General features: G+C 64.1%; 19 protein-coding genes. 8 read left to right on the forward strand and 11 right to left on the reverse strand.

The features are described 5' to 3' along the window. Positions 1-519 precede the first annotated feature (519 nt). From HALLA_RS07575 to HALLA_RS07590, 4 genes are all read left to right on the forward strand, one after another. Complete coding sequence (locus tag HALLA_RS07575; protein ID WP_049952784.1) at positions 520-1,134, forward strand: nitroreductase family protein; 615 nt, start codon at positions 520-522, stop codon at positions 1,132-1,134. Between the two features lie 186 nt (positions 1,135-1,320). Beyond that, a complete protein-coding gene (locus HALLA_RS07580) occupies positions 1,321-3,861 on the forward strand; it encodes a glycoside hydrolase family 3 protein (RefSeq protein WP_049952785.1) in 2,541 nt (846 codons plus the stop codon). A gap of 163 nt (positions 3,862-4,024) precedes the next feature. Next, complete coding sequence (locus tag HALLA_RS07585; protein WP_049954034.1) at positions 4,025-4,714, forward strand: creatininase family protein; 690 nt, start codon at positions 4,025-4,027, stop codon at positions 4,712-4,714. Between the two features lie 84 nt (positions 4,715-4,798). Further along, on the forward strand, positions 4,799-5,797 hold the full coding sequence (locus HALLA_RS07590; RefSeq protein ID WP_049952786.1) for a zinc-binding dehydrogenase: 999 nt from the start codon (positions 4,799-4,801) through the stop codon (positions 5,795-5,797). A gap of 68 nt (positions 5,798-5,865) precedes the next feature. Here the strand turns inward: HALLA_RS07590 and HALLA_RS07595 are convergent, their stop codons facing one another. The 4 genes from HALLA_RS07595 to nikB all read right to left on the reverse strand — a co-directional run bounded on the left by HALLA_RS07595 (position 5,866) and on the right by nikB (position 11,635). After that, entirely contained in the window at positions 5,866-7,365 is a 1,500-nt protein-coding gene (locus HALLA_RS07595) for an ABC transporter substrate-binding protein (RefSeq protein WP_242406150.1), read from the reverse strand. Between the two features lie 94 nt (positions 7,366-7,459). After that, the gene (locus HALLA_RS07600) at positions 7,460-9,754 is read right to left on the reverse strand and encodes a dipeptide ABC transporter ATP-binding protein (RefSeq protein WP_242406151.1); all 2,295 of its coding nucleotides are present in this window, start codon (positions 9,752-9,754) and stop codon (positions 7,460-7,462) included. A gap of 1 nt (position 9,755) precedes the next feature. After that, the gene (gene nikC / locus HALLA_RS07605) at positions 9,756-10,685 is read right to left on the reverse strand and encodes a nickel transporter permease (protein WP_049952788.1); all 930 of its coding nucleotides are present in this window, start codon (positions 10,683-10,685) and stop codon (positions 9,756-9,758) included. Continuing rightward, positions 10,682-11,635: a nickel ABC transporter permease gene (nikB, locus tag HALLA_RS07610; protein ID WP_049954036.1), complete on the reverse strand. Its 954-nt coding sequence runs from the start codon at positions 11,633-11,635 to the stop codon at positions 10,682-10,684. The genes nikC and nikB overlap by 4 nt, the downstream gene beginning before the upstream one ends. Before the next feature lie 514 nt (positions 11,636-12,149). Between nikB and HALLA_RS07615 the strand changes: the two genes are divergently transcribed. Beyond that, on the forward strand, positions 12,150-13,388 hold the full coding sequence (locus HALLA_RS07615; protein WP_049952789.1) for an HD domain-containing protein: 1,239 nt from the start codon (positions 12,150-12,152) through the stop codon (positions 13,386-13,388). A gap of 5 nt (positions 13,389-13,393) precedes the next feature. Here the strand turns inward: HALLA_RS07615 and HALLA_RS07620 are convergent, their stop codons facing one another. Further along, entirely contained in the window at positions 13,394-13,852 is a 459-nt protein-coding gene (locus HALLA_RS07620) for a hypothetical protein (protein WP_049952790.1), read from the reverse strand. 126 nt (positions 13,853-13,978) lie between these two features. Between HALLA_RS07620 and HALLA_RS07625 the strand changes: the two genes are divergently transcribed. Then, positions 13,979-15,001, forward strand: a complete 1,023-nt coding sequence (locus HALLA_RS07625) for an amidohydrolase family protein (RefSeq protein ID WP_049952791.1) — start codon at positions 13,979-13,981, stop codon at positions 14,999-15,001. Between the two features lie 80 nt (positions 15,002-15,081). Here the strand turns inward: HALLA_RS07625 and HALLA_RS07630 are convergent, their stop codons facing one another. The 3 genes from HALLA_RS07630 to HALLA_RS07640 all read right to left on the reverse strand — a co-directional run bounded on the left by HALLA_RS07630 (position 15,082) and on the right by HALLA_RS07640 (position 17,575). Next, a complete protein-coding gene (locus HALLA_RS07630; protein WP_049952792.1) occupies positions 15,082-15,861 on the reverse strand; it encodes a 4-phosphopantoate--beta-alanine ligase in 780 nt (259 codons plus the stop codon). A 116-nt stretch (positions 15,862-15,977) separates the two neighbouring features. Continuing rightward, positions 15,978-16,805 carry a pantoate kinase gene (locus tag HALLA_RS07635; RefSeq protein WP_049952793.1) on the reverse strand — a complete coding sequence of 276 codons (828 nt, stop codon included), beginning with the start codon at positions 16,803-16,805 and terminating at the stop codon, positions 15,978-15,980. 77 nt (positions 16,806-16,882) lie between these two features. Beyond that, the gene (locus HALLA_RS07640; protein WP_242406152.1) at positions 16,883-17,575 is read right to left on the reverse strand and encodes a helix-turn-helix domain-containing protein; all 693 of its coding nucleotides are present in this window, start codon (positions 17,573-17,575) and stop codon (positions 16,883-16,885) included. Positions 17,576-17,737: 162 nt separating this feature from the next. Here HALLA_RS07640 and HALLA_RS07645 point away from each other — a divergent pair, with 162 nt between their 5' ends. Beyond that, a complete protein-coding gene (locus HALLA_RS07645; protein WP_049952794.1) occupies positions 17,738-18,649 on the forward strand; it encodes a hypothetical protein in 912 nt (303 codons plus the stop codon). Positions 18,650-18,747: 98 nt separating this feature from the next. Here HALLA_RS07645 and aspS read toward each other — a convergent pair whose 3' ends face one another. Beyond that, complete coding sequence (gene aspS, locus HALLA_RS07650) at positions 18,748-20,052, reverse strand: aspartate--tRNA(Asn) ligase (RefSeq protein ID WP_049954038.1); 1,305 nt, start codon at positions 20,050-20,052, stop codon at positions 18,748-18,750. A gap of 168 nt (positions 20,053-20,220) precedes the next feature. Here aspS and HALLA_RS07655 point away from each other — a divergent pair, with 168 nt between their 5' ends. Continuing rightward, complete coding sequence (locus tag HALLA_RS07655) at positions 20,221-21,030, forward strand: SIR2 family NAD-dependent protein deacylase (RefSeq protein WP_049952795.1); 810 nt, start codon at positions 20,221-20,223, stop codon at positions 21,028-21,030. Between the two features lie 34 nt (positions 21,031-21,064). Here the strand turns inward: HALLA_RS07655 and HALLA_RS07660 are convergent, their stop codons facing one another. Together HALLA_RS07660 and HALLA_RS07665 are read right to left on the reverse strand one after the other, a co-directional pair. Next, complete coding sequence (locus HALLA_RS07660; protein WP_049952796.1) at positions 21,065-21,715, reverse strand: helix-turn-helix domain-containing protein; 651 nt, start codon at positions 21,713-21,715, stop codon at positions 21,065-21,067. 108 nt (positions 21,716-21,823) lie between these two features. Then, positions 21,824-22,525, reverse strand: a complete 702-nt coding sequence (locus tag HALLA_RS07665; RefSeq protein ID WP_049954039.1) for a phosphoglycerol geranylgeranyltransferase — start codon at positions 22,523-22,525, stop codon at positions 21,824-21,826. Positions 22,526-22,633 lie beyond the last annotated feature (108 nt).

The following is a 22,633-nucleotide window of genomic DNA, read 5'->3' on the forward strand; positions in this document are numbered from 1 at the left end:
AAGACGCTGGAAACGAGAGCAATAGAGAAGACAGGGACGACGGTAGCGGTGACGGCTCGAACGCCGTGGACGATGAGAGCAACTCGAATAACGTCTCGAGCGAAGTGAGCGAGGACGACGAGATGCCTGGCTTCACAGGCGGCGCTGGTCTCCTCGGCGGTGCGGCAACCCTCGAGTGGCTGCGCCGGAAAGCCGGGACCGATAACTCAATCGGCGTGGACGAATCAGCCGAATAATACTATCGTTTGACTTGCCCACCGGCTCGTACTACATTTGCGCCCTGTATTCAGTACTCCGTGAATATCACTCGTGTCTGATAGAACGAATCGGGATGGAACGCAGAGATTCAGGACGAAAAGGAGAGATCGTATTTTCGACGCCTCCTTTCGCTAACTCTTCCTGTGATGGGTTGTCTCCAGTTCCCGCGGCATTCGGTACCGCTATCCGACGACACGACCGTTACCTGGTAACCGGGCCGTCCAAAAACACCCACATACGTGGGGTTCGAACACCGATGCGATGCAAGAAACAGCCGTTACGCAACGCGAACTGGAAGAGGAAGTTGCCAAGCACCGCGACCCCGACTACGATATCGACCCGCTTTTCGTCAACCGCTGGTCGCCGCGTGCGATGACCGGCGAGGCGCTCGAGGAAGAGGAGTTCCTCCCGCTTTTCGAGGCCGCCCGGTGGGCCCCTTCCGCGTTTAACAACCAGCACTGGCGGTTTATCTACGCGACGCGAGAGGACGACGAGTGGGACCAGTTCGTCGACCTCCTCAACGAGGGCAACTCCTGGGCCGAAGACGCCGGCGTGCTCGCGGTCGTCGCCTCGAAGACGACGTTCGACCACAACGGCGAACCCGCGCCGGTCCACTCGTTCGACACCGGCGCGGCCTGGCAGAACCTCGCGCTCGAGGGCGCTCGCCGCGGTCTCGCCGTCCACGGGATGGCCGGCTTCGATTACGAACGAGCGGCCGACGAACTCGAGATTCCCGACGAGTTCGCGGTCGAGGCGATGTTCGCGGTCGGCGAGCGCGCACCCCCCGAGTCGCTGCCGGACGAACTCGAGGAGCGAGAAGCGCCAAGCGGCCGGAAACCGCTCTCGGAGATCGTCCACCGCGGCGGATTCGAGTAACGGATTTAGGGCAAACGGACAGGCCTCGGGGTCGACATAACGGGCGGATTTTCGATTTCTATCGGCGTGCTGTGTACGCTGATCGTACGGGATTCTATTTTCCCCTTACAGCCGACATTCGGGTTGTTCGTACTCCCTACCTCCGGAAAATTATTTACCCAGGATATAGTTGTGTCTCCCTGCATCATGACAAATAATGACACACTCGAGTCCGATGAAACGGACGCGTCCCGGCGCACCTTCATGAAAGCGGCCGGGACTGCGACGGCAACCTCGGGCGTCGCCATCGGCTCGAACACCGTTGCAGCCGGCGAGAAGGGAGATCAGATGAACGCACGAGGGATCGATCAGTTGCTCGAGGAGTTGACCATAGAGCAGAAGGTCGGACAGATGACCCAGGTCGCGATCGACAATCTCGGCGAGGGGTTCGGTCCCGACACGGCGTTCAACGACCACGACGACGTCGACACGCTGGGAGAACTCTTTACCGAACTCCACGTGGGCTCGATCCTCAACGGCGGCGCGACGGGGCCGACGTTCGACGGCGAGGAGTTCGTCGCGGGGCTCAACCGGTTACAGGAGTTTACCATGGACCACACCGATCCCGCGATCCCCTTCATCTGGGGCTGTGACGCCCTTCACGGGAACACCTTGCTCGAGGGCTGTACGAGCTTTCCACAGCGGCTGAACATGGGCGTCACCCGCGACATCGATCTGGTCGAGCGGGCGGCGACCCACACCGGCGGCGAGATCGCGGCGATGGGGGGCCACTGGATCTTCGGACCGACGCTCGACATCCTCCGTGATATGCGCTGGGGGCGGTACTTCGAAGGTCACAGCGAAGATTCGATGCTGCTCGGCGAGATGGGGAAGGCACGCGCCCGCGGCTTCCAGCGCACGGGTCGGGTCACCGCGACCGTCAAACACTTCGCCGGCTACGGTACCCCGAACACCGGCTCGGACCGGACCCACGCCCGGACGTCGATGCGGGACCTTCGAACCAGACAGTTCGACCCCTATCGGCGCGGACTCGAGGAGGCCAAGACGGTGATGGTAAACAGCGGCGCGGTCAACGGCAAGCCGGCCCACGTCTCGCGTTGGCTCCTGACGACCGTGCTGCGGGACCGATTCGGCTTCGAGGGCGTGGTACTGACCGACTGGGACGACTTCGAGCGGCTGATCAGCAACCACGAGTACCTGCCGGACACCGACGACGGCTGGCGAGAGGCCGTCCGACAGGGTATCGAGGCCGGCGTCGACATGCACATGTGCGGCGGCGAGACCGCGCCGACCGACTTCATCGACACCGCCGTCGACCTCGTCGAGAGCGGCGACCTCTCCGAAGCCCGCATCGACGAGTCGGTCCGGCGTATCCTCGCGCTCAAAGCCGACCTCGGACTGTTTAAGGAGCCGCTCGTGCCGGAAGACGAGATCGCCGACCTCGTCGGTGGCGCGCAGGACGTCTCCGAGCGCCTCGCCAAGGAGTCGCTGGTGCTCCTGCAAAACGAGGAAGAAACACTGCCGCTCGAGGGCGTCGAGGACCTGCTGCTGACCGGCCCCGGCGTCTACGAGGGAACGGAAAACCGATTCCTGATGCAACACGGCGGCTGGACGCTCGGCTGGCAGGGGATCGAGGACGGCAACCTGACCGAGGACGGCCCTCGCCCGCGCCAGAACACGATCGAGGATGAACTGCAAGCCCGACTCGGCGATGGCCTCACGCACGTACCGACGGAGTACGAGCCGGCCGCCTACGAAAGCCTCTACGAGAACTTCGACAACGGCTTCTTCGACGTCACCGACGAGCAGGAGTCGGCGATCCGATCGGCTGCTCCCGGTTCCGACGCCGTCGTCATCGTCCTCGGCGAGGGAACGCACAACGAGGGCTTCGGCGACCGGGACAAGATGCGATTCCCGGCCGCCCAGCGCGAGCTCGTCGAGATCGTCGACGCCGAAACCGACGACGACACCCCGCTCGTCGGGGTGATCCTCGCCGGAAGTCCGCGCGGCACGGCGAAGACGTTCGAGCACCTAGACGCCGTGATATTTGCCGGCCAGCCGGGCAGCGACGCCGGCGTCGCGGTCGTCGACACGCTCTTTGGCGACTACAACCCCTCGGGGAAACTCCCGTTCACCTGGGAGTCCCACGTCGGACACGTCCCGCAGATTTACGACGAGTACCCGCCGCGCCACCCCGACGGTGCCGGCGCTCAGATGGTTCAATTCGAGTTCGGGCACGGCCTCTCCTACACCGACTGGGAGTATTCCGACCTGTCGCTGTCGACCGACTCCGTCAAAAACCCCGCGTCGATGCCGACGATCACGGCGCAGGTAACCGTCCACAACGCCGGCGACGCTGACGGCGAACACGTCGTCGAGGTGTACAACACCGAATCCTACGGCTCCGTGCTCCAGCCCCACCGACGGCTGATGGGCTTCGAGCGGGTGTCCGTAGCAGCCGGCGACAGCGAGACCGTCTCTATCGACCTCGACCTGTCGACGCTCGAGGTCGTCCCCGGCGACATGCCCGGCTGGCGCTCGAGGGTCGTCGAAGCCGGCGAGTACGAACTCTCGGTCGGCGAGGAGTCGACGACGCTGACCGTCGGGAAAACGGCCTCGATCACCGACCCCGAGCCGACGCCGGGCCGCTACGACATCGACAACGATGGCGACGAGGACTTCACGGACGTGATAGAACTCTATCGACAACTCAAGCGCCGAGACTAACTGCCGACTCGGCACCGGCCGCGTTTTGGTGTTCGTCTCGTGTTTGTCTCGCGTTCGTGTCCCTCGTCTTGCCTTCGCATTTCTCATCCTGCGGACATGTACCCTTTTTCGACGCGCACCCGGATCGATATTTCTTATGGGCCGTCTCGAGTATCGACCGTCGATGCAACTCGAGACGAGTTCCTGGACCGACGTGGAAGACGCAGCGCCGACGACAGCACTCTTGCCCGTCGGCAGCACGGAACAACACGGCCCGCACGCGCCGGTCGGCACCGATACGATCATCGCGCGGGCGATTGCCGAGACGGCCGACGGTGAGTCGACGGCCGACTCGGTCGTTCTACCGGCGCTTCCCGTCGGCGTCGCACCGTACCACGGACACTTTCCCGGGACGCTTTCGGTTTCGTCCGAGACGCTTCGCAGCTACGTCCGCGACGTCCTCGAGTCGTTGTCCGCCTCGAGCGTCGAGACGGTTGTCTTCGTCAACGGCCACGGCGGCAACGGCGGGACGCTCGGGAACTTGGCCCGCGAGGTCGCCGACTCGTCGGAGTTCGACCTCGAGGCGTTCCTCTGGGAGTGGATGCGCGCCGTCGACGACCACGTCGGCCACGCGGGCGAACTCGAGACGGCCGTCTTACTCCACCTGTGTCCGGAGGAGGTCGGCGACCCCGTCGCCGGCGACGCGCTCGAGTGGGACGATACGGTAGACGGCGGCGTCGTCCACCGGTTCACCGAGGGGTTCAGCGAGAACGGCGCGGTCGGGGACGCGACCGGAGCCACGGCGGAGCAGGGGGAAGCGGTATTCGAGACGGCTGTCGACGCGCTTTGTTCGTTTCTGGATCGGATCGAATAACCACCCACCAGCGCCCACACCGTTCCCCGCTCGATCGCCGCAACCGCCGCATATTCCCCGCCGGCGACCGAACGTCGAAGCGACATGCCTTCCGAGATGACCGCACACGTGATCGAAGAGTACGGCGACCCGGATGTCTTCGAAAAAACCACGCGCGACGTTCCGGAGCCCGGCCCCGAGGAGATCCGCGTCGAGGTCGTCGCCTCGAGCGTCAACCCCGTCGATTACAAGATCCGGCAGGGTGCGATTCCCGACTTCGCGCCCGAACTCCCCGCGACGCTGCACTGTGACGTGTCGGGCGTCGTCGACGACGTCGGCGCGGACGTCACGCGGTTCGAGGAGGGGGACGAGGTGTACGGAATGCCGGGCGGCGCGGGACGACAGGGCTCGCTCGCCGACTACGTCGTCGGCCACGCGGGAACGTTCGCCCGCGCTCCGGAGTCGATCCCGCTCGAACAGAGCGCGGCGTTGCCGGTCGTCGCGCTCACCGCCTGGGAGATGCTCGTCGAGAAGGCGACGGTCTCGCTCGGCGACGACGTGCTCGTCTACGGCGCAACGGGCGGCGTCGGCCACGTCGGCGTGCAGTTGGCGGACTGGCTCGGCGCGCACGTTGTCGCGACGGCCTCGAGCGACGAGAAACGCGAACTCGCGAGCGCTCTCGGAGCCGATGCGACCGTCGATTACACCGCGACCGATGTCGAGACCTACGTCGCAGAACACGCGGGCGACGGCGGTTTCGACGTCGTCTTCGATCCGGTCGGCGACGATCACATCCAGACGGCCTTCGACGCCGTCCGGCCGTACGGTACCGTCGTGACGACCGAGTCGAGTTCGACACAGGATCTCTCGGCGATGCACCAGCGCTCGCTCGAGCTCGGCGTCGTGCTCGTTATCCTTCCCGTCTTGCTCGGCGAGCAACAGGAACGGATCGGCCGCGAACTCGATGATATCGCGACGCTGGTCGATGATACAGTCATCGAACCGCATATCGACGACCGGTTCGCCTTCGAGAACGTCGCCGAGGCGCATCGCCGCGCCGAAGAAGGCGATTTCAGCGGAAAGCTCCTGCTCGTCAACGAGTGACCGACTCGCCGTTCGCCGCGCTGGAGTGATCGATCCGGCGTTCGTTACGCGAGCATCCGTTCGCGGTTTTACTCGTCGTCGACGGTGATCGACTCGAGGCCGTACCGCGATTCGATCGGGTGCGGTTCGTAGCCGCTCACGTCGCCAGCGGTTGCGATGACGTTCGTGTAGTTCGTGAGGAACGCGACCGGCGACTCCTCGAGGACGATCGACTGGACCTCGTAATAGCGCTCTTTTCGCTCCGTCCGGTCGTCCAGTTCGCGCGCCTCCTCGAGTAACGCATCGACTTCCTCGTTTTCGTAGCCGTGGTGGAGCGTCGCCTCCTCGGAGTGGAACAGTTCGGCGAGTCGATCGGGGTCCGGATAGTAGAGCGTCCCCCACGACGTGAGGTAGGCGTCGAACGAGCCCTGACTGACCTGCTCGAGCATGGCGTTGTACTCGATCGTCCGTACGTCGACGTCGAAGCCGACCGCCGAGAGGTCCGATTGCAACACCTCGGCGATCAGCGGGAGGCTTCTGGCGTCGAACGTGGGGATCTCGATCTCGAGCGTCTCTCCATCGCGCGTTCGAACGTCGTTTCCGCCAGCCGAGGCCCAACCGGCGTCCGAGAGGAGGCGACGGGCCCGCGATGGGTCGTGGCCGTATCCCTCGAGGTCGGGGTTCGCCCACTCCGTAATGTCCTGCGAAAACGGTCCCACGGCCGGGTCGTCGATGCCTTCGAGGATCGATTCAGTCAGTTCCTTGAGGTCTATCGCGTAGTTGACCGCCCGCCGAACGCGCTCGTCGTCGAACGGTTCCGAGGTCGTATCGAACGTGAGGAACCTGATTCGCGGGATTTCGGGCGTGTGGACGTCGATTCCATCGGCCGATTCGAGCGCATCGACCGTCCCGAGCGGGAGGATTCTGGCCATCTCGAGTTCGCCGCTCTCGAGTTTCATGCGCCGAACCTGGTCGTCCTCGACGCGTTCGTAGCGGACGGATTCGATCTCTGGGCGCTCGCCGTGGTACTCGTCGTGTCTAACGCACGAGACCGCTCCGCCGGACCCGAACGAGTCGACGGCGAACGGTCCGGTGCTGACCGGCTCCGAGATCGATCCGTCCTCGTCGAACGTGCTCGGATTCAGGATCACCGCTTCGTTTCGCGAGAAGTGAGCCGGGAGGGGCGAAAACGGCGTTTCGGTTTCGACGACGACAGTCGACTCGTCGTCGGCCGAAACGGTCTCGATCGGGAGGTCCGCGAACGCCGCCGACTCGAGGGTTCGCTCGAGTGATTCGACTGCCGCCGTCGCGTCGAACGAATCGCCTCCGTGGAACGTGACGTCTTCGCGAAGCGAAAACTGCCAGCTTCGGTCGTCGAGACGCTCCCAATCGGTCGCGAGTTCGGGCGCGGGGTTCGCGTCGTAATCGACGCCAAGCAGCGCTTCCGTAATTCCCAGACGACGGAGCGTGCTCCCGCCGTCGAGCGGATCGACGTTCGGTTCCCACGGCGCGCCGATGCGCATCTCGGCCGCGGTGGGGTCGCTCGAGAGGCAGCCGGCGAGGGCGAGCGCCCCGGTCGAGGCGGCCATTTTCAGGGCGGTACGTCGGTGTATCGGAGATCGTAATCGGTGGCTCATCGGTGGTAGATCAGCGGTCGTTGGTTTCTCATCGGTCGTTGGTTTCTCATCGGTCGTTGGTTTCCGCGTGGTTCGTCCGTTGGCGACGCTGCTCGTGCTCGTATTCGTCGTCCGTCCAATCGGGCGCGTACAGACATCGGGACCGCGACGCTCCCGCATCCTCGAGGCTCGGATCGATATTGGCACACTCCTCGGTCGCGGCCGGACAGCGGGGATGGAACGCACAGCCCTCCGGCGGTGCTTTCGGGCTCGGCGGCTCGCCGACGAGTCGAACAGCGTCCGAATCGTCCGCGGCCGATCGACGCGGACTGGCGTCCAGTAGCGCCTGCGTGTAGGGATGTGCCGGATCGGACAGCGTACTGGTCGCCGGGCCGACCTCGACGAACCGGCCGAGGTACATCGTCGCGACGCGATCGGCGACGGTCCGCACGACATCGAGGTCGTGAGAGACGAACAGGTAGGAGAGTCCAAGTTCATCCTGAAGGTCAGCGAGGAGATTGAGAACTGTCGCCTGGGTCGACGCATCGAGAGCAGCCGTGGGCTCGTCGAGGACGAGCACCGACGGCTCCAGTGCGAGCGCGCGAGCGATCGCGACGCGCTGGCGCTGTCCGCCCGACAGTCGATGTGGATACCGATCGGCGAACGCGGGTGACAGATCCACGAGCGAAAGCAACTCCTCGACTCGCTCGTCCCGTCTCGAGTCGGCCCACCCCGCCTCGGATAGGGGCTCTGCGACGGACTCGCCGACCGTTCGCTTCGGGTTGAGACTCGCCCCCGGGTTCTGGAAGCCGGTACCGATCTCGGCGAGTTGGTCGGTCGTCCGTGTGTCGACGCCGCCGACGGCGTCGCCGCGAAGCCGAACGGTGCCCTCGGTCGGCTCCTCGAGTCCCGTGATGAGCCGCGCGAGCGTCGACTTTCCACAGCCGCTCTCGCCGACGAGTCCGAGGGTTTCGCCCGCCGATAGCTCGAGCGAAACGCCCCTGACGGCGCGTATTTGCCCGTCCGATCCGAACCAGGGGAGCCGATCGACGAGTCCGTCGGAACGTCGGAACGACTTGGTCACGGCCTCGAGTTCGATCACCGGCTGATCCGATTGCATCGGTTGCGCTGGTCGATCCAACCGTTCAGGTTGGTCGATCCACCCCTCGGATCCGGTTGGCGGGGCCGTCGGGGCCTCGTTTCCGTCCGCCGTCCGTTGCGTAAGCGCTCCGCCGTCGGCAGCTGGGGTTCGTGTCTGCCGACGATCCGCGGACGATCGTTCATCCGAACGCCAATCGCCTGCAGCCGGGTCGGCTGCGCTCGTCGGCATCGACTCGAGCGAGGCGTCACGCGCCTCCTCAACGCCACAGCGTACGCCGTGTTCGTCACCTACAGGGACGACGGGTTGGTTCGTCTTCCGGCAGTCCGCCGTCGCGGACGGACAGCGGTCGGCGAAGACGCAGCCGGCGGGGGGTACGGACCGGTCAGATGGCTCTCCCTCGAGCGTCGGGAGTCGAGTCCCGGGCTCGGACCGGCCGGGGAGGGATCCCAGCAACGCCTTCGTGTAGGGGTGGGTGGGATTCGAGCGAACCGAATCGACCGATCCTCGCTCGACGACGACACCGTCGTACATGACGAGGACTCGATCGCAGCGTTCCGCGACGACCCCGAAGTCGTGGCTGATCAACAGAATACCCATCTCGGTAGAGTCGGTGAGCGCGTCGAGGCGATCCAAAATCGCGCTCTGGGTCGTCGTATCCAGTCCCGTCGTCGGCTCGTCGGCGATCAGTACCGACGGCTCGCGGGCGAGCGCGACGGCCAGCAGCACTCGTTGGCACATCCCACCGCTCAACTGGTGGGGGTAGGCGTCGATCCGTTCTTCGGGCTGGGGGATGCCGACCGTCTCCAGCAACTCGAGGACCCTGGTTCTCGTCTTTCGAGACCGGAGGCGCGAACTCGCTCCGACCGCGAGTTCCCTGAGCAGTGACTGGGCGTCCGGTCGCCGGCTGACGCGGAGCGCCTCGGCGATCTGCTCGCCGATCGTGTAGACCGGATTGAGCGCCGTCGAGGGGTCCTGCGAGACCAGCGCGAGTTCTCGAGCCCGAAGGTGTTGCAGCGTTCGGTCGTCGGCCGTCGTGAGCTCTGTCCCGTCGAATCGGATGTTTCCACCGACGATTTCGCCGGGCTCCTCGAGGCCGACGATCGATCGCGCCGTGACCGACTTTCCGCAACCACTCTCGCCGACGAGACCGACGATTTCGCCGGACGCGACCTCGAACGACGCGCCGTTGACGGCGTGGACCGGATCGCCCCCGGTCCGGAACCGGACGTGCAGGTCGTCGACTGAGAGACTCGGGCTCACGTCAGGGTCGCCCCCGTTTCCCATCCTCAAGGTGATTCGGATCCAGTACGTCTCGCAGTCCGTCCCCGAGCAGGTTACAGCCGATCACGGTGAGCGCGATCGCGACGCCCGGCACGGTGATGAGCCACGGTGCGGACCGGAGATACTGCCGGCCGTCGGCGATCATCGTCCCCCATTCGGCCGTAGGCGGTTGCGCGCCGAGGCCGAGAAAGGAGAGGCCGGCGGCGGCGAGGACGACGGTTCCGAGGTTGAGCGTCGCGAGAACGACGACCGGACTGACGACGCTCGGTAGCAGGTGGCGTCTGGCGATCCGCCGTTTGGGCGTCCCGTAGAGGCGAGCACACTCCACGAACGGTCGTTCTTTGACGGCAAGGACGGTTCCGCGCACGACGCGAGCGTAGGTGGCCCACCCGACTACCGAGAGTGCGATCACGACGTTGTGCAGGCTTGGACCGAGCGTCCCCGCGATCACGAGCGCCAGAACGAGTCCGGGAAACGCCAGTTGAACGTCGACCAGCCGCATCAGGACGGTGTCGACGATTCCGCCGTTGACGGCCGCGACGAGGCCGATAGCCGTTCCGAGGACCATCCGGACCCCCGTCGCGCCGACCGCGAGAGCGAGCGAAACGCGCGCTCCGTAGACGAGGCGGGTCGCCACGTCGCGACCGAGCGCGTCGGTCCCGAGCGGGTGGGCGAGCGACGGCCCCTGAAGACGGGCCTCGAGCGCCTGTGCCGTCGGGTCGTACGGGGCGAGCACCGGTCCGACGATAGCGACGAGGGCAAGCGTGCACACAATTGCGCCGCCGAGGCGAACCTGTCCGTTCGTTCGAAGCGCCGTCCCGAAACGGGTCCGTGGGAGTCCACGAATCGTTTCGAGGACCCGTGTCGCGGCCAGACGTAACCGCTCTCGACCAGCGACGTGTTCGCTCATCGGCGTTCACCTCCGCTCGAGGTCGGCCCGAGGCGCGGATCGAGCGCGAGGTAGGCGAGGTCGACGAGATGATTCGTCGCGACGAACGCGGTGGCGGTCACCAGAACGACTCCCTGGATAACCGGGAAATCTCGAGCGAAGACCGCATCGACGAGGAGCGTTCCGAGGCCCGGCCGCTGAAAGACGACTTCGACGATTACCGCCCCGTTGAGGACGAAGCCGAACTGGAGGCCGACGATCGTCACCACGGGGATCAGCGCGTTCCGAAGCGCGTGTTTGTACACCACGAGCCGCTCTCGGAGCCCTTTCGCCCGCGCGGTATCGACGTATTCCGCTTCGAGCACCTCGAGCATCGAGGCTCGGACCAGCCGCGTCACGACCGCCGCCGTTCCGGTGCCGAGGGTGATCGCGGGGAGCACGAGATGGCCGAGCGTCCCAACGCCGGAAACGGGGGTTAGTCCTAACCAGAGCGAACAGACGAGAATCAGCAGGTAGCCCACCCAGAAGTTCGGCATCGAAACGCCGAGCAACGCGACGACCTGGCTGGTTCGGTCGATCCACGTATCGCGGTGGACGGCGCTGGCAACGCCCGCCGGAACGGCGAGCAACAGCGAGACGGCGATGGCTGCCAGGGCAAGCTCGAGCGTGTTAGGGAAGTACTCGACCAGCAGCGACGCGACGGGTTCCGAGCGGGCGTAAGAGGTGCCGAGGTCGCCCTGAAGAACGTCCGTAAGCCACGAGATGTACTGAGAGAGAAACGGCTCGTTGAGACCGTGCTCGGCCCGGAAGGCCTCTATTTCGGCCTGCGAGGGCGGGCTCTGGCGTTGCTCTCTGAGGATCGTCGACGCAGGATCGCCCGGCGTGAGAAACACGAAGCTGTAGGTGAGAAGCGAGACGCCAGCGAGCACGACCGCGAACGATCCAATCCGACGGAAGAGGGCGCATATCATGGGTCGCAACTCCGAGTTGTCGTCGTCATGGATGGTTCCGTAGGCGACCGCGTCCGGCCCGTCAGCCGACAGACTCGCCTGTCTCGCACGCGGGCTGTCCAACGGGAGGCGACCGGGAGGGTTCGAACGGTCTCGGCGTTCGTCACCCGATCGACTATCAGCCGTTCACAGGCCTCGAGACGCCTGCCATCCGAGTGATTGCAGTCGAAACGGCAATTCACGCCAATCAACTCAACTTTAGCTAATGAAACATTGGTTGTAATACTTTGGGTTTGCCTATCGAAACGGATCGTCGAGAGGCCTTGGTCCGATTGGAGCGCCCGGAGATGGAATCCACCCATCATTATCACTGAAACCCATCCATATATTAAATATTATTATTTCAGTTGAAGATTTAATAATACGCCCGTCCGCACACCGTCACTCACCCGCTCGAGTGAAGCGGTTGAGCCGACGGAAACCGCCCATTGTGCTGGACACACGGTTTTTGTATCATCCGGCCGAAACGCCGGTAATGAAGGTGATCAAGGATAGCGTCCACGACCACATCCAGATCGACGGCATCGCCCGCGATCTGATCGATACGCCTCCGCTACAGCGGCTCCGTCGAATCAAACAGCTCGGAACGGTCTCGCTCGTCTATCCGTCGGCGAATCACACTCGGTTCGAACACAGCCTCGGCGTCTACCACCTGGCGTGTAACGCCCTCGAGCAACTCGGCGTCGACGGGCAACTGGGAAAACGCGTCCAGGCCGCCGCCCTGTTACACGACGTCGGACACGGGCCGTTCAGTCACAACCTCGAGTCGTTGACCTACCGCCGGACGGGCCGATACCACGACGACGTTCACGACCTGCTGGCCGAAGGCGACGTTGGAGACGCGCTACGGGACCACGACTTGGACCCGGCGGCGGTCGCCGACTTGGTCGCCGGCGACGGCCGGTTCGGGCAACTGATATCGGGCGAACTCGACGTCGATCGGATGGACTACCTCGTCCGGGACGCCCACCATACGGGCGTTCCGTACGGAACGATCGATCACGGACGCCTCGTGCGCGAACTCTCTTTCGTCGACGGCGAACTCGTCCTCGCCGAGGGGAACGTCCAGACGGCAGAAAGCCTGCTCGTCGCTCGTGCGCTCATGAACCCGACCGTCTACAGCCACAGCGTCGCCCGAATCAGCAAGGCGATGCTCAGACGTGCGGGCGAACGGCTTCTCGAGCAAACCGAAACCGACGCGGCGACGCTCCAGCGGATGGACGACCACGACCTGGTCGCAGCCCTGCGCTCGAACCCCGAGACGGCGGAGTACTCTCGCAGACTCGACAACCGCGATCTCTACAAACGCGCCGTCTGGGCGGAGATAGACGACGTTCCCGGCGGGATCATCGAAGCCGACCACGACTCCATCCGCGAGTTCGAACACGAAATCGCGGCCGAAGCGGATGTCGACTCCGAAGCGGTGATTCTGGACGTACCGGATCGACCGTCGATGACCGAATCCACGTCTCGAGTGATGGTAAACGGCGACGTTCGATCGCTGGGCCAGCAGTCGCCGCTGGTCGATGCACTGCGCGGGTCCCAGTACTCACAGTGGCGACTCGGGGTCTACTCGCCCGCTGACTCGAGTGTCAGGGTCGGGAGGGCGGCGCTCGACGTGCTCGGTCTCGACATCGACGGCCCGCTCGTTAGCGACGTTCGCGACGGCCTGTACACGACCTTAGATCAGTTCGTCGGCGACTCGAGCGACTGACCGGCCTACTCGGTGGTAATTTCGACGCGCAGGTCGTCGCCGTCGGACAGCGTGTATTCGGTCGGGTCGACCTCCTCGTCGTCGACGAAACACGCGATTTCGGTGCCCTCTTCGCTGGCGTCGTACTCCGTTCCGTCGATAGTGAGACGGCGATTTCCACTCTCCTGGGTGTACTCGAAGTCAGGAAGGAGGTCGAGGCCCTCCGCGACCGTTACTCGACTCTTTCCTTCCATGTACCAGTCGTCGTCGCCCTCGTGGAGGTGAAAGGAGAGCGACTCGGTGTCGACGTTTTCGGATTGAAACTGGTCCTGGGAGAGGTCGAACTCGGAGCCGTCGATCAGCAGTTCGATATCGCCGGTGGCGTTGATCCGGTCGGAATCCTGATTCCCGCGGCCTTGCCCACCGTTCAGACAGCCGGCCAGCGAGAGCGTCACGGCGCCGACGAGCACCGCCCGTCTCTTCATATCGATTGGTAGCGGGTCGACGGTCAAAAGATATCCGTTCCGTTCTCGCACTCGCCGCCATTGCAGGACCAGTTCACGCTAGCCCACCAGCGAACGGTTCAAGGGGGTGACAACGAAAGGAGGTGTATGGAACGCACGGGCACGATTCTTCGGGGGAGGGAGTTCGAACCCGTCGAAGGACGAATCGTCGTCGGTAGCGACGGTCGAATCGATCGAATCGAAGAAGAACGCGTCGAGAGCGACGATATCATTATCCCCGCGTTCGTCAACGCGCACACTCACATCGGCGACTCGATCGCCAAGGAGGCCGGCGGCGGGCTCTCGCTCGAGGAACTGGTCGCGCCACCAGACGGGCTGAAACACCGGTTGCTGCGCGAGGCATCGCGAAACGAACTCGTCTCGGCGATGAGCCAGTCGCTACAGTACATGGAACGGGCGGGCACGGCCGCCTGTCTCGACTTTCGCGAGGGTGACGTCGAGGGCGTCGAGATGTTTCGCGAGGCCGCCGCCGGAAAAGATATCGAGGCGTTCGCGCTGGCTCGCGGCTCGGTCGAGGCGATGGAAGCGGGCGACGGATTCGGGGCCAGCGGCGCGAACGACGACGTTTTCGACCGCGAACGCAGGGCGACGCGAAACGCGGGCAAGCCGTTCGGGATCCACGCCGGCGAGGTCGACGAGAGCGACATCAACCCGGCGCTCGACCTCGATCCGGACTTTCTCGTCCACGTCGTCCATCCGCGACCACTTCACCTAGAGCGGATCGAAGACAGCGAGGTGCCGATCGCCATCTGTCCGCGCTCGAACCTCGTCACGGGTGTCGGCTTACCGCCCGTCTCGGACCTCCTCGAGCGAACGACGGTCGCGCTCGGGACCGACAACGTGATGCTCAACTCGCCGTCGATGTTCCGCGAGATGGCGATGCTCGCGAAGCTCACCGACGTTCCGGCCGCGGAAATCCTCCGAATGGCAACGGTCAACGGCGCGGAGATCGCCGATCTCGAGTACGGCGTGCTCGAGCCCGGCAAGAAGGGGAAACTCGTCGTCTTCGACGGCGACTCGAGAAACCTCGGTGGAGCAAGAGACCCGGTCCGCGCGGTCGTTCGTCGCGCGAGCGTCGACGACATCCGCGAGGTCATCTTTTCGAACTGAACGGTCGTCTTCTCGAACTGAACGGTCACCTTTCCGAAGGTGTAATCGTCCGTTCGAACCGCGTCCGTGAACGCGTCGTCTCAGAGCTGGCCGGACCGAATCCGTTCTTCGGCCGCTGCGAGCGCTTGCTCTCGGTCGAAGTCCTCGACGATCCGCCGCAGGGTCGACTCCGTCTCGTCCTCGAGATCCAGGGCCTGCTCGGTCATGTTCGGGACGGCGCGAATGATGTTGTCGACGATCGGAATCTCGGCGACCTGCGGTGACCGCGAGAGCGGGTTGAGGTCGATGACGATTTCGGTCTTGCCCATGGCCTCGAGCGCTTCGGCTCGGTCGCCGTCCTCTAAGGGAACCACGACGACGTCTGCCGTGTAAATGCCGTCCGAGTCGACCTTCGCGCGCTTGTGGTCCAAGTTCGGAATGCGGGCGTCCGCCTCGATCCCCTTTACGTCCTCGGCCCCGTGCTCAACGAGGTGTTCGGCGATGGCGTCGATCCGCTCGGGCGTGCGATTGAACAGGTTGACCTCGAGGTCGGCGTCGACGGCGGCGGCGAGATCGACCATTTCTCCGGGGACGAGCGCGGCGACGTTCCCGTTGATCGAGAGTACCGGGTGCTCGGCGAGCAGTAGTTGTGCGGCTGCCGCACGTTCTGCGGCCGCGGCGCTCGGAATCGTCTCCTCGCCGAGGAGGTAATCGAAGGCGCTCCCGCGGCCTTCGGCGTGCATTCCCTGCAGGTGCGTGATCCCCTTCTCTACGCCAGCTTCGATCCGATGGCGCGTGAGCAGGTCCTGATATCTCGGGTGATCCTCGGGAATCTCCTCCTCGCGGTCGACCTCGGCGGGGACGGTCTCGTGATCGCTCACGAATCGTCGCTCGCGTCCGTCGATAAAAAGCCGACCGATTCCCGCGGACGCCCGTCTCGGTGGTCGACCAACTCGTCTTTCCGCTCGAGGCACTGCGAAAATCGGAGACCGCGACGTTATCTGAGGACTGCGCCCGCCGGATACGTCTCGCATGCGTCGGGTTCGTAGCCCGCATCCGAGAGCCCGGTTCCGAGCGCGAACACCGTGTCCCCCAGCATCGCCATCGACGCTTGCCCGCCGACGTCGGCCACGTCCTCGAGCGCGTCGCGAACGGCCGGCGTGAGCAACTCCGCCTCGCGAGCGAAGCCGCTCGAGGCCTCGACGAACGTCTCGAGGGTCGGTTCGTCGACGACGCGCGCGAGTGCTCGCTCGCCTGCAGCCGATAGCAGCTCCGTATCTCCCGACAACACCTCGGCCGTCGAAAGCTGCCCGAACGAGACGTACTCGACGCGCGCTCGTGCCGGAATGCCGTCCAGTTCGTTCGACGCCGGCGCGCCCGGCTCGAGGCGAATCGGAACGCCGCCGCGGGCCTGTGCGACGACGTCGCCCAGCCCGGTTCCGGCCCGCACTTCGGCAACGTGGGCGACCGTCACCAGTTCGTTTCTCGAGCGCGTCCGATCGAAGACCTGATTTGCCGCCAGTGCGGTCCCGAGCGCCATCGCCCCCGAGACGCCGAATCCGGACCCGAGGGGAATCTCCGATCGAGCCTCGACGCGGGCGGACGCCTCGAGGGACTCGAGGACGCCGGTCACGGGTTCGACGTCGATTTCTCGTCCGTCGAGGACGGTGACGGACTCCTCGGCCGGAGAAACCGTCACCTCGACGCCGTCGGACAGGGTGAGCCCCGCTCCTCGAGAGCCGGCGCTGGTCGGGTCCTCGTTCGGATGTGCGCTAAAAAATCCCGTAATATGCCCTGGTACGAACGCCGTCGCCTCCTCGCGCATTGGCGACCCTTGCGACTGGGGGAGTATAACGTTGCGGATTCGAATTACACCGCAGTTGTCGGCCGATTTTTCTATTATCACGCGTTCTGTGTTTCCGATTGCCTCCCCGGCCGGTTCGCGACGGTCACGGTGACGAGTCTGGACTCGATCCGTCGAAGCGTCTGCCCGACTGAACTCGCGGAACAATCCAGTTTCAGTGCAATATCCTCGTAGGTTGCCTCTCGAGGGACTTCGTAGTACCCGCATTCGTAGGCCGTGGACAAGACCTCGCGCTGTCGGGCGGTGAGTTCGTACAACTGCTGGCTGGCGGTGTGATCGTATTCTGAAACCGTCTCGACGGTGAGATCGGTGAGGTCACGGGTCTCGGCGACGAGTTGCTGGACATCCTCGGACGGCCCCGCGACCGTCACCTTCAGGGACGATCGCATCGGATCGACAAACACCATCGGATATTGTATAAATACCGCATGATTCCGATGAGGTTCGAGAATCGCGCGATTGAACTCGGTTGGGCGATAGCGAAGTTGTACCATCGCCGTCCGATGGGTGCGATTGATTTCACAGTGTACCAACCGGGGCAGGTCCTCGTCGAAGGATCGCCGAATCGCCGACACCTCGCCCGTCACCTCGAGAAACACTGTTATCGTCCCGTCCGTCAAAATATCTACCTCGTGGATCGACTCGAGTGTCACCCCGTTCTCCCGAAACCGACGTTGCGTCGGGTCGAAGTACGCCCTCTGTGGGGTGACAACATACGTCACTCGTTTCATAGAGCGGGACACAATTACCAATGGTAAAAACATTCCGGCCTGCGTTAACAGACAAACGACTGTGACCGTACTTGAGGCCGGTACGTTCCGACCCGGATATAAATGAGTTCGTTCCTGAAGAATCGAATCTTTGCTTGCGTCTACCGACAGTTTGCCCGTAATATGGCAGATAATAACAGCCACAGTACGGGCAGCAATGGGCCGGCACTTGAAACGTCAGAGCAGCAGCTGTCAGCGGAGACAGAATCGACAGCGACGACACGGCGAGGGCTTCTCGCAGCGACCAGCGTGACGCTCGCGGGCGTTACGGGATTATCCGCAACGACGCTGACAGCGACGGCAGCACCCTGGGATATCGAACGTATCGAAATCGACGACGGACTGTTGGGGTGGAACGCCGATGGCAGCCTCCCCGTCACGGACGAATTGTTCGTCTTCATCCACGGTTGGTTCGGCGATTCGACCGCACGGAGTCAGGCTGATGACGTGCTTGGATCTATCGAGTCGGGCGGGTTCTCTCCGGACGAAAGCGTCGTTCTCGAATGGCCCGCGAGCACGGTCAACTACTTCGGCGCGGAAGGGGACACCGAGGACGTCGGCGAAGTCGCCGCCGGCCTCGCCGAGGAGTTCTACGACAACGGCGGGGGCAACATCCGCCTCGTCGGCCACTCTCTGGGCGGGCGGTGTGTCCTGTGGACCGCGGACAAACTCAGTTCCGGCTACGAACTCGAAACCGTCGCTTCACTCGGCGCAGCCGCCGACGGATCGGCGGTCTGTGGCTCCCCGTGGAACGACGGCCTCGGCAACACCTGTGAGGTCCGCAACTACCACTCCGAGAACGACTCGACTGTCGGCGGTGCGTACGGCGGGCTCGGTGACACGGCGCTCGGAAACGAAGGCGCGGGCTGTTCCCCGGCCACGAACTATACGGACATCGACGTTACGGCCAGCGTCGGGGGTCACCTCGAGTTCCTCGGCGACGAAGCTGTCGGCTCCGATCTCGCAGACGCGATCAGCAGCGGGAGTTGTACGGATAACGACGATAACGACGACGATGACGACGGGTGGTGGTAACCGCCGGTCTTCCAGTCAATTACCTCGAAAAACGAACCGCGATCGACGAAAGCGACCTTGCTTACGTCGACAGGCGCTGCCTGTCCGGCGTCTTCGTCCTACGGACTCAGACGTTGACGATCACGCGGGAAGAGAACAGCCTCTCGAATGTTCTCGAGGCCGAGAATCGTCATCACGAGTCGCTCGCCGCCGAGTCCGAAGCCGGCGTGGGGCGGCATGCCGTACTTGAACATCTTCGTGTAGTACTCGAACTGGTCGGGGTCGAGTCCCTGCTGTTCGAAGCCTTCGATGAGCTTCTCGTGTCGGTGTTCGCGCTGGCCGCCGGAGACGAGTTCCATCCGCGGATGCATCAGATCGAAGCCGGTCGAGAGCTGTTCGTCGTCGTCGTGGTCTTTGATGTAGAACGGCTTGATCTCGCTCGGCCAGTCGGTGATGAAGTAGTGGCCGCCGACGTCGGCGCCGAGGGCCTCTTCTGCCGCCGTCGAGAGGTCGTCGCCCCAGACGAGCTGTTCGTCCAGTTCACCCGTGGCGTTGATCCGCTCGATGGCGTCCTCGTAGCTGATGCGCGGGAACGCCTCGTCGGGCACCTCGAACTCCTCCTCGAGACCGAGCGCCTCGAGTTCGTCCTGACAGTTCTCCGAAATCGCCTCGTAAGCTGCGGTGACGACGCCTTCGACGACATCCATCGCGTCGTTCTGGTCGCAGAACGCGCCCTCGAAGTCGATCGAGGTCGCCTCGTTCAGGTGTCGCGGCGTGTTGTGCTCTTCGGCGCGGAAGATCGGGCCGATTTCGAAGACCCGCTCGACGTTCGAGCCGGCGATGAGTTGCTTGAACAGCTGCGGCGACTGGTTCATGAAGGCCTCCTCGCCAAAGTACGTGATCGGGAACAGTTCCGTCCCGCCCTCGGTCCCCGTCGCGACGATTTTCGGCGTGGTGATCTCCGTCGAACCGAACTCGCGGAACTGCTCGCGAACGGCCCGAAGGATCTCCGCGCGGATCTCGAAGACGGCCTGTACCTCCTCCTTGCGGAGGTCGAGGGTCCGGTTGTCCAGTCGGGTCGACATCTCCGCGTCGACCTTCCCCGACGGATCGAGCGGCAGTTCGGGATCCGCAGCCGAGATGACCTCGAGCGATTCGGGCGTCACTTCGACACCCGTCGGCGCGCGCGGTTCTTCCTCGACTGCGCCGGAGACTTTCACGACGCTCTCTCGAGCGACGCCGAGTCCCGTCTCGACGAGGTCCTCGTCCATCTCGTCTTTCTCGAACTTGACTTGGATCTTCCCGGTCGCGTCGCGGAGGATCAAGAAGGCGATGCCGCCGAGGTCTCGGATCTCGTGGACCCACCCGGCGACGGTTACGTCGTCACCTGGCTCGGCGTCGGCAGTGTAGGTTCTGTCCTGCATACCCACCGATTCTCGGAGCCGAAACTTAAGCGCCATCGTTCGCGCTCGCGGGCGAAACGACTGACCAAAACGAACGGTCGAGATCGTCACACCGAGTACACGGCCGGGCCGATCATCACCGACAGCACCCATCAAACAGCCTTTGGGGTACCGGCTCGAGTCTCGAGTATGGACGACCTCGAGCGACTCGCCGACGAAGTCGAACGAAACGGGACGGTCGTGGCGTTCACCGGCGCAGGAATCTCCGCGCCCTCGGGCGTCCCGACGTTCCGGGGTGAGGGCGGCGTCTGGGAGCGCTTCGACGAAGGCCAGTTCACCTACGGTCGATTCCGGCGGGATCCGGCCGGATTCTGGGAGGATCGACTCGAGCTCCACGAGGCGATGTTTGGCGACGGCTACGAACCGAACGTCGCCCACGATGCGCTCGCGACGTTGGGAGCGGCGGGGTACGTCGACGCGATCATCACACAGAACACGGACGGGTTGCACGAGCGGGCGTTGCCGGCTAACGAAACGAATGCTGACGAGGGGTGGCAGAACGAATCCGGTACCGACCGCGACGATGAGACGACGCTGCTCGAGCTTCACGGGAACGCACATCGAGCGGTCTGTACGGCCTGCGGTCGTCGGATCGACGCCGAGGAAGCGTTCGACCGAGTCGCTGATGGCGAACTCCCGCCGACCTGTGACTGCGGCGGGACGTACAAACCCGACGTCGTGCTCTTCGGCGAGCAGCTTTCGGGTGCGACGCTCCAGCGCGCTCGCACTCTGGCTCGCGAAAGCGACATCTTCCTCGCTATCGGTTCGTCGCTCGTCGTCGAACCCGCCGCCTCGCTCCCTCGAGCGGCGAGTTCGACCGGGGCGACCCTCGGAATCGTCAACCTGGAGTCGACGCCCTGTGACGACGCTGCGGCGGTCGTCCGTCGCGAGGACGTGACGACGGCGCTGCCGAGACTCCAGACGCTTGTCCTCGAGTGAAATAGCCGACAGTTCGCCGAATAAGCCTGATAGCCTACACGAGGTACGCTTCTATCAAACGGGCCTGTCCCCGACGGATTCGTTCGCTGACGGCCTGGTCAGAGATGCCGAGCGCGCCGGCGATGTCGCTCAGGGTCGCTTCGCGGGGCACCGAAAAGAACCCGTATTCGTTCGCGAGCGTTAGCGCCTCTCGCTGGGATTGAGTCAGCACCGTCTTTGTTTCCCCCGCCTCCTCGCCGTCGGCTATCCGCAGGAGGTCGAACTCGACGCCGTGGTGCTCGAGGAACTCGTGGTACTCGGTAAAGGAGTCCCGGTCCGGAAACCGCATCTCGAACACCCAGCGACCGTCGGCGGCCCGGCCGGTGAGTAACTCGCCGCCCAGAGACACCCATTGGCGGTAGCTCTCGACGACCTCCGTCCGGCTTCGGTCGCTGCGCTCGAGTCTGTACAGGTCCCTCCCTCCGCTCCGTTCTAACAGGTCGAATCGCGCGACTGTTCGATCCCTCTCGAGCACGCGTTCGACGTTCGTCTCGCTAGGGGAGCGGATCCAGCAGAAGAGAATCGGTCGATCCGACTCGAGTGCGTACTGGCGCTCGAGTTCGATGTCGAGCGCCGGCACGGCCTCGAGCGTCGGCCCCAGCACGAAGTCTGGAGACGTTACTTCGAATTCGGCGAGGAGGCTCATACCCCACGTGGCCGGCCAACACGCAAAACTGTTTAGGCCATTGATACTTTTTCCAGCGCGATCAGTGTGAGTACAACGCCGGTGGCAGGTCTTGTCTCCTATCAAACATTATGCGTCGTTGGCCGCCTCGACCGTGTCGCGAACCGCGTCGACGCCGGCTTCGTGAGCGAGGTTCCCGACGACGATCACGTCGGCGTGTGTCGCCATCCGGAAGGCCGAATCGTAGCCGTCGATGCCGCCGCCGTAGAACAGGGTCGACTCGTCGGTCGCCTCGGCCGCCGCCTCGACGATTGAAGGATCGCCGAACGTGCCGGAGTACTCGAGGTAGACGATTTCCTGGCCGAACATCCGCTCTGCGACCTCTGCGTAGGAGGCGACGTCTTCGGCCGAGAGGTCACAGTCCGCTTCCGTGTAGGTCGCGACGTCCGCGTCGGGGTTCATGACGATGTAGGCTTCCGTCGCCGTTCGCTCCCAGTCGAGTTCGGTGTCGAGTCGAACCCACTCCTTGTGCGCGCCGGTGATCCAGAACGGCGAGCCCGCGTTGAACACCGTCGGAATGAGATAGCCGTCGAGCGCGTCGTCTTCGACGACGACGTCGGGGCTCGAGGGTTCCTGATAGAGCGCGACGTCGTGTTCTGCACACGCCTCGATGACGGCGCTCATGTTCTCCTCGGTGATTCCCATCGTCCCGCCGACTTCGACGGCGTCGGTCCCGGTCGCACAGAGATCGCCGTAGGTGACACCCTCCGGCAGATCCTTGTCGGGATCGATCTTGAGGATGTGGTTCCAGTCCTCCCATGGCGTAGTCATACCGCCCCGTTTCCCGACAACGAGCAAAAGCCCTGCGAATCGATCGTTTCTCGAGAATCGGCGCGTATAGCGTTTTTGGCCGCCATTTTGTGGTTCCGGATCGAACGG

It is taken from the genome of Halostagnicola larsenii XH-48 (assembly GCF_000517625.1).
Taxonomy (GTDB): Archaea; Halobacteriota; Halobacteria; order Halobacteriales; family Natrialbaceae; genus Halostagnicola; species Halostagnicola larsenii.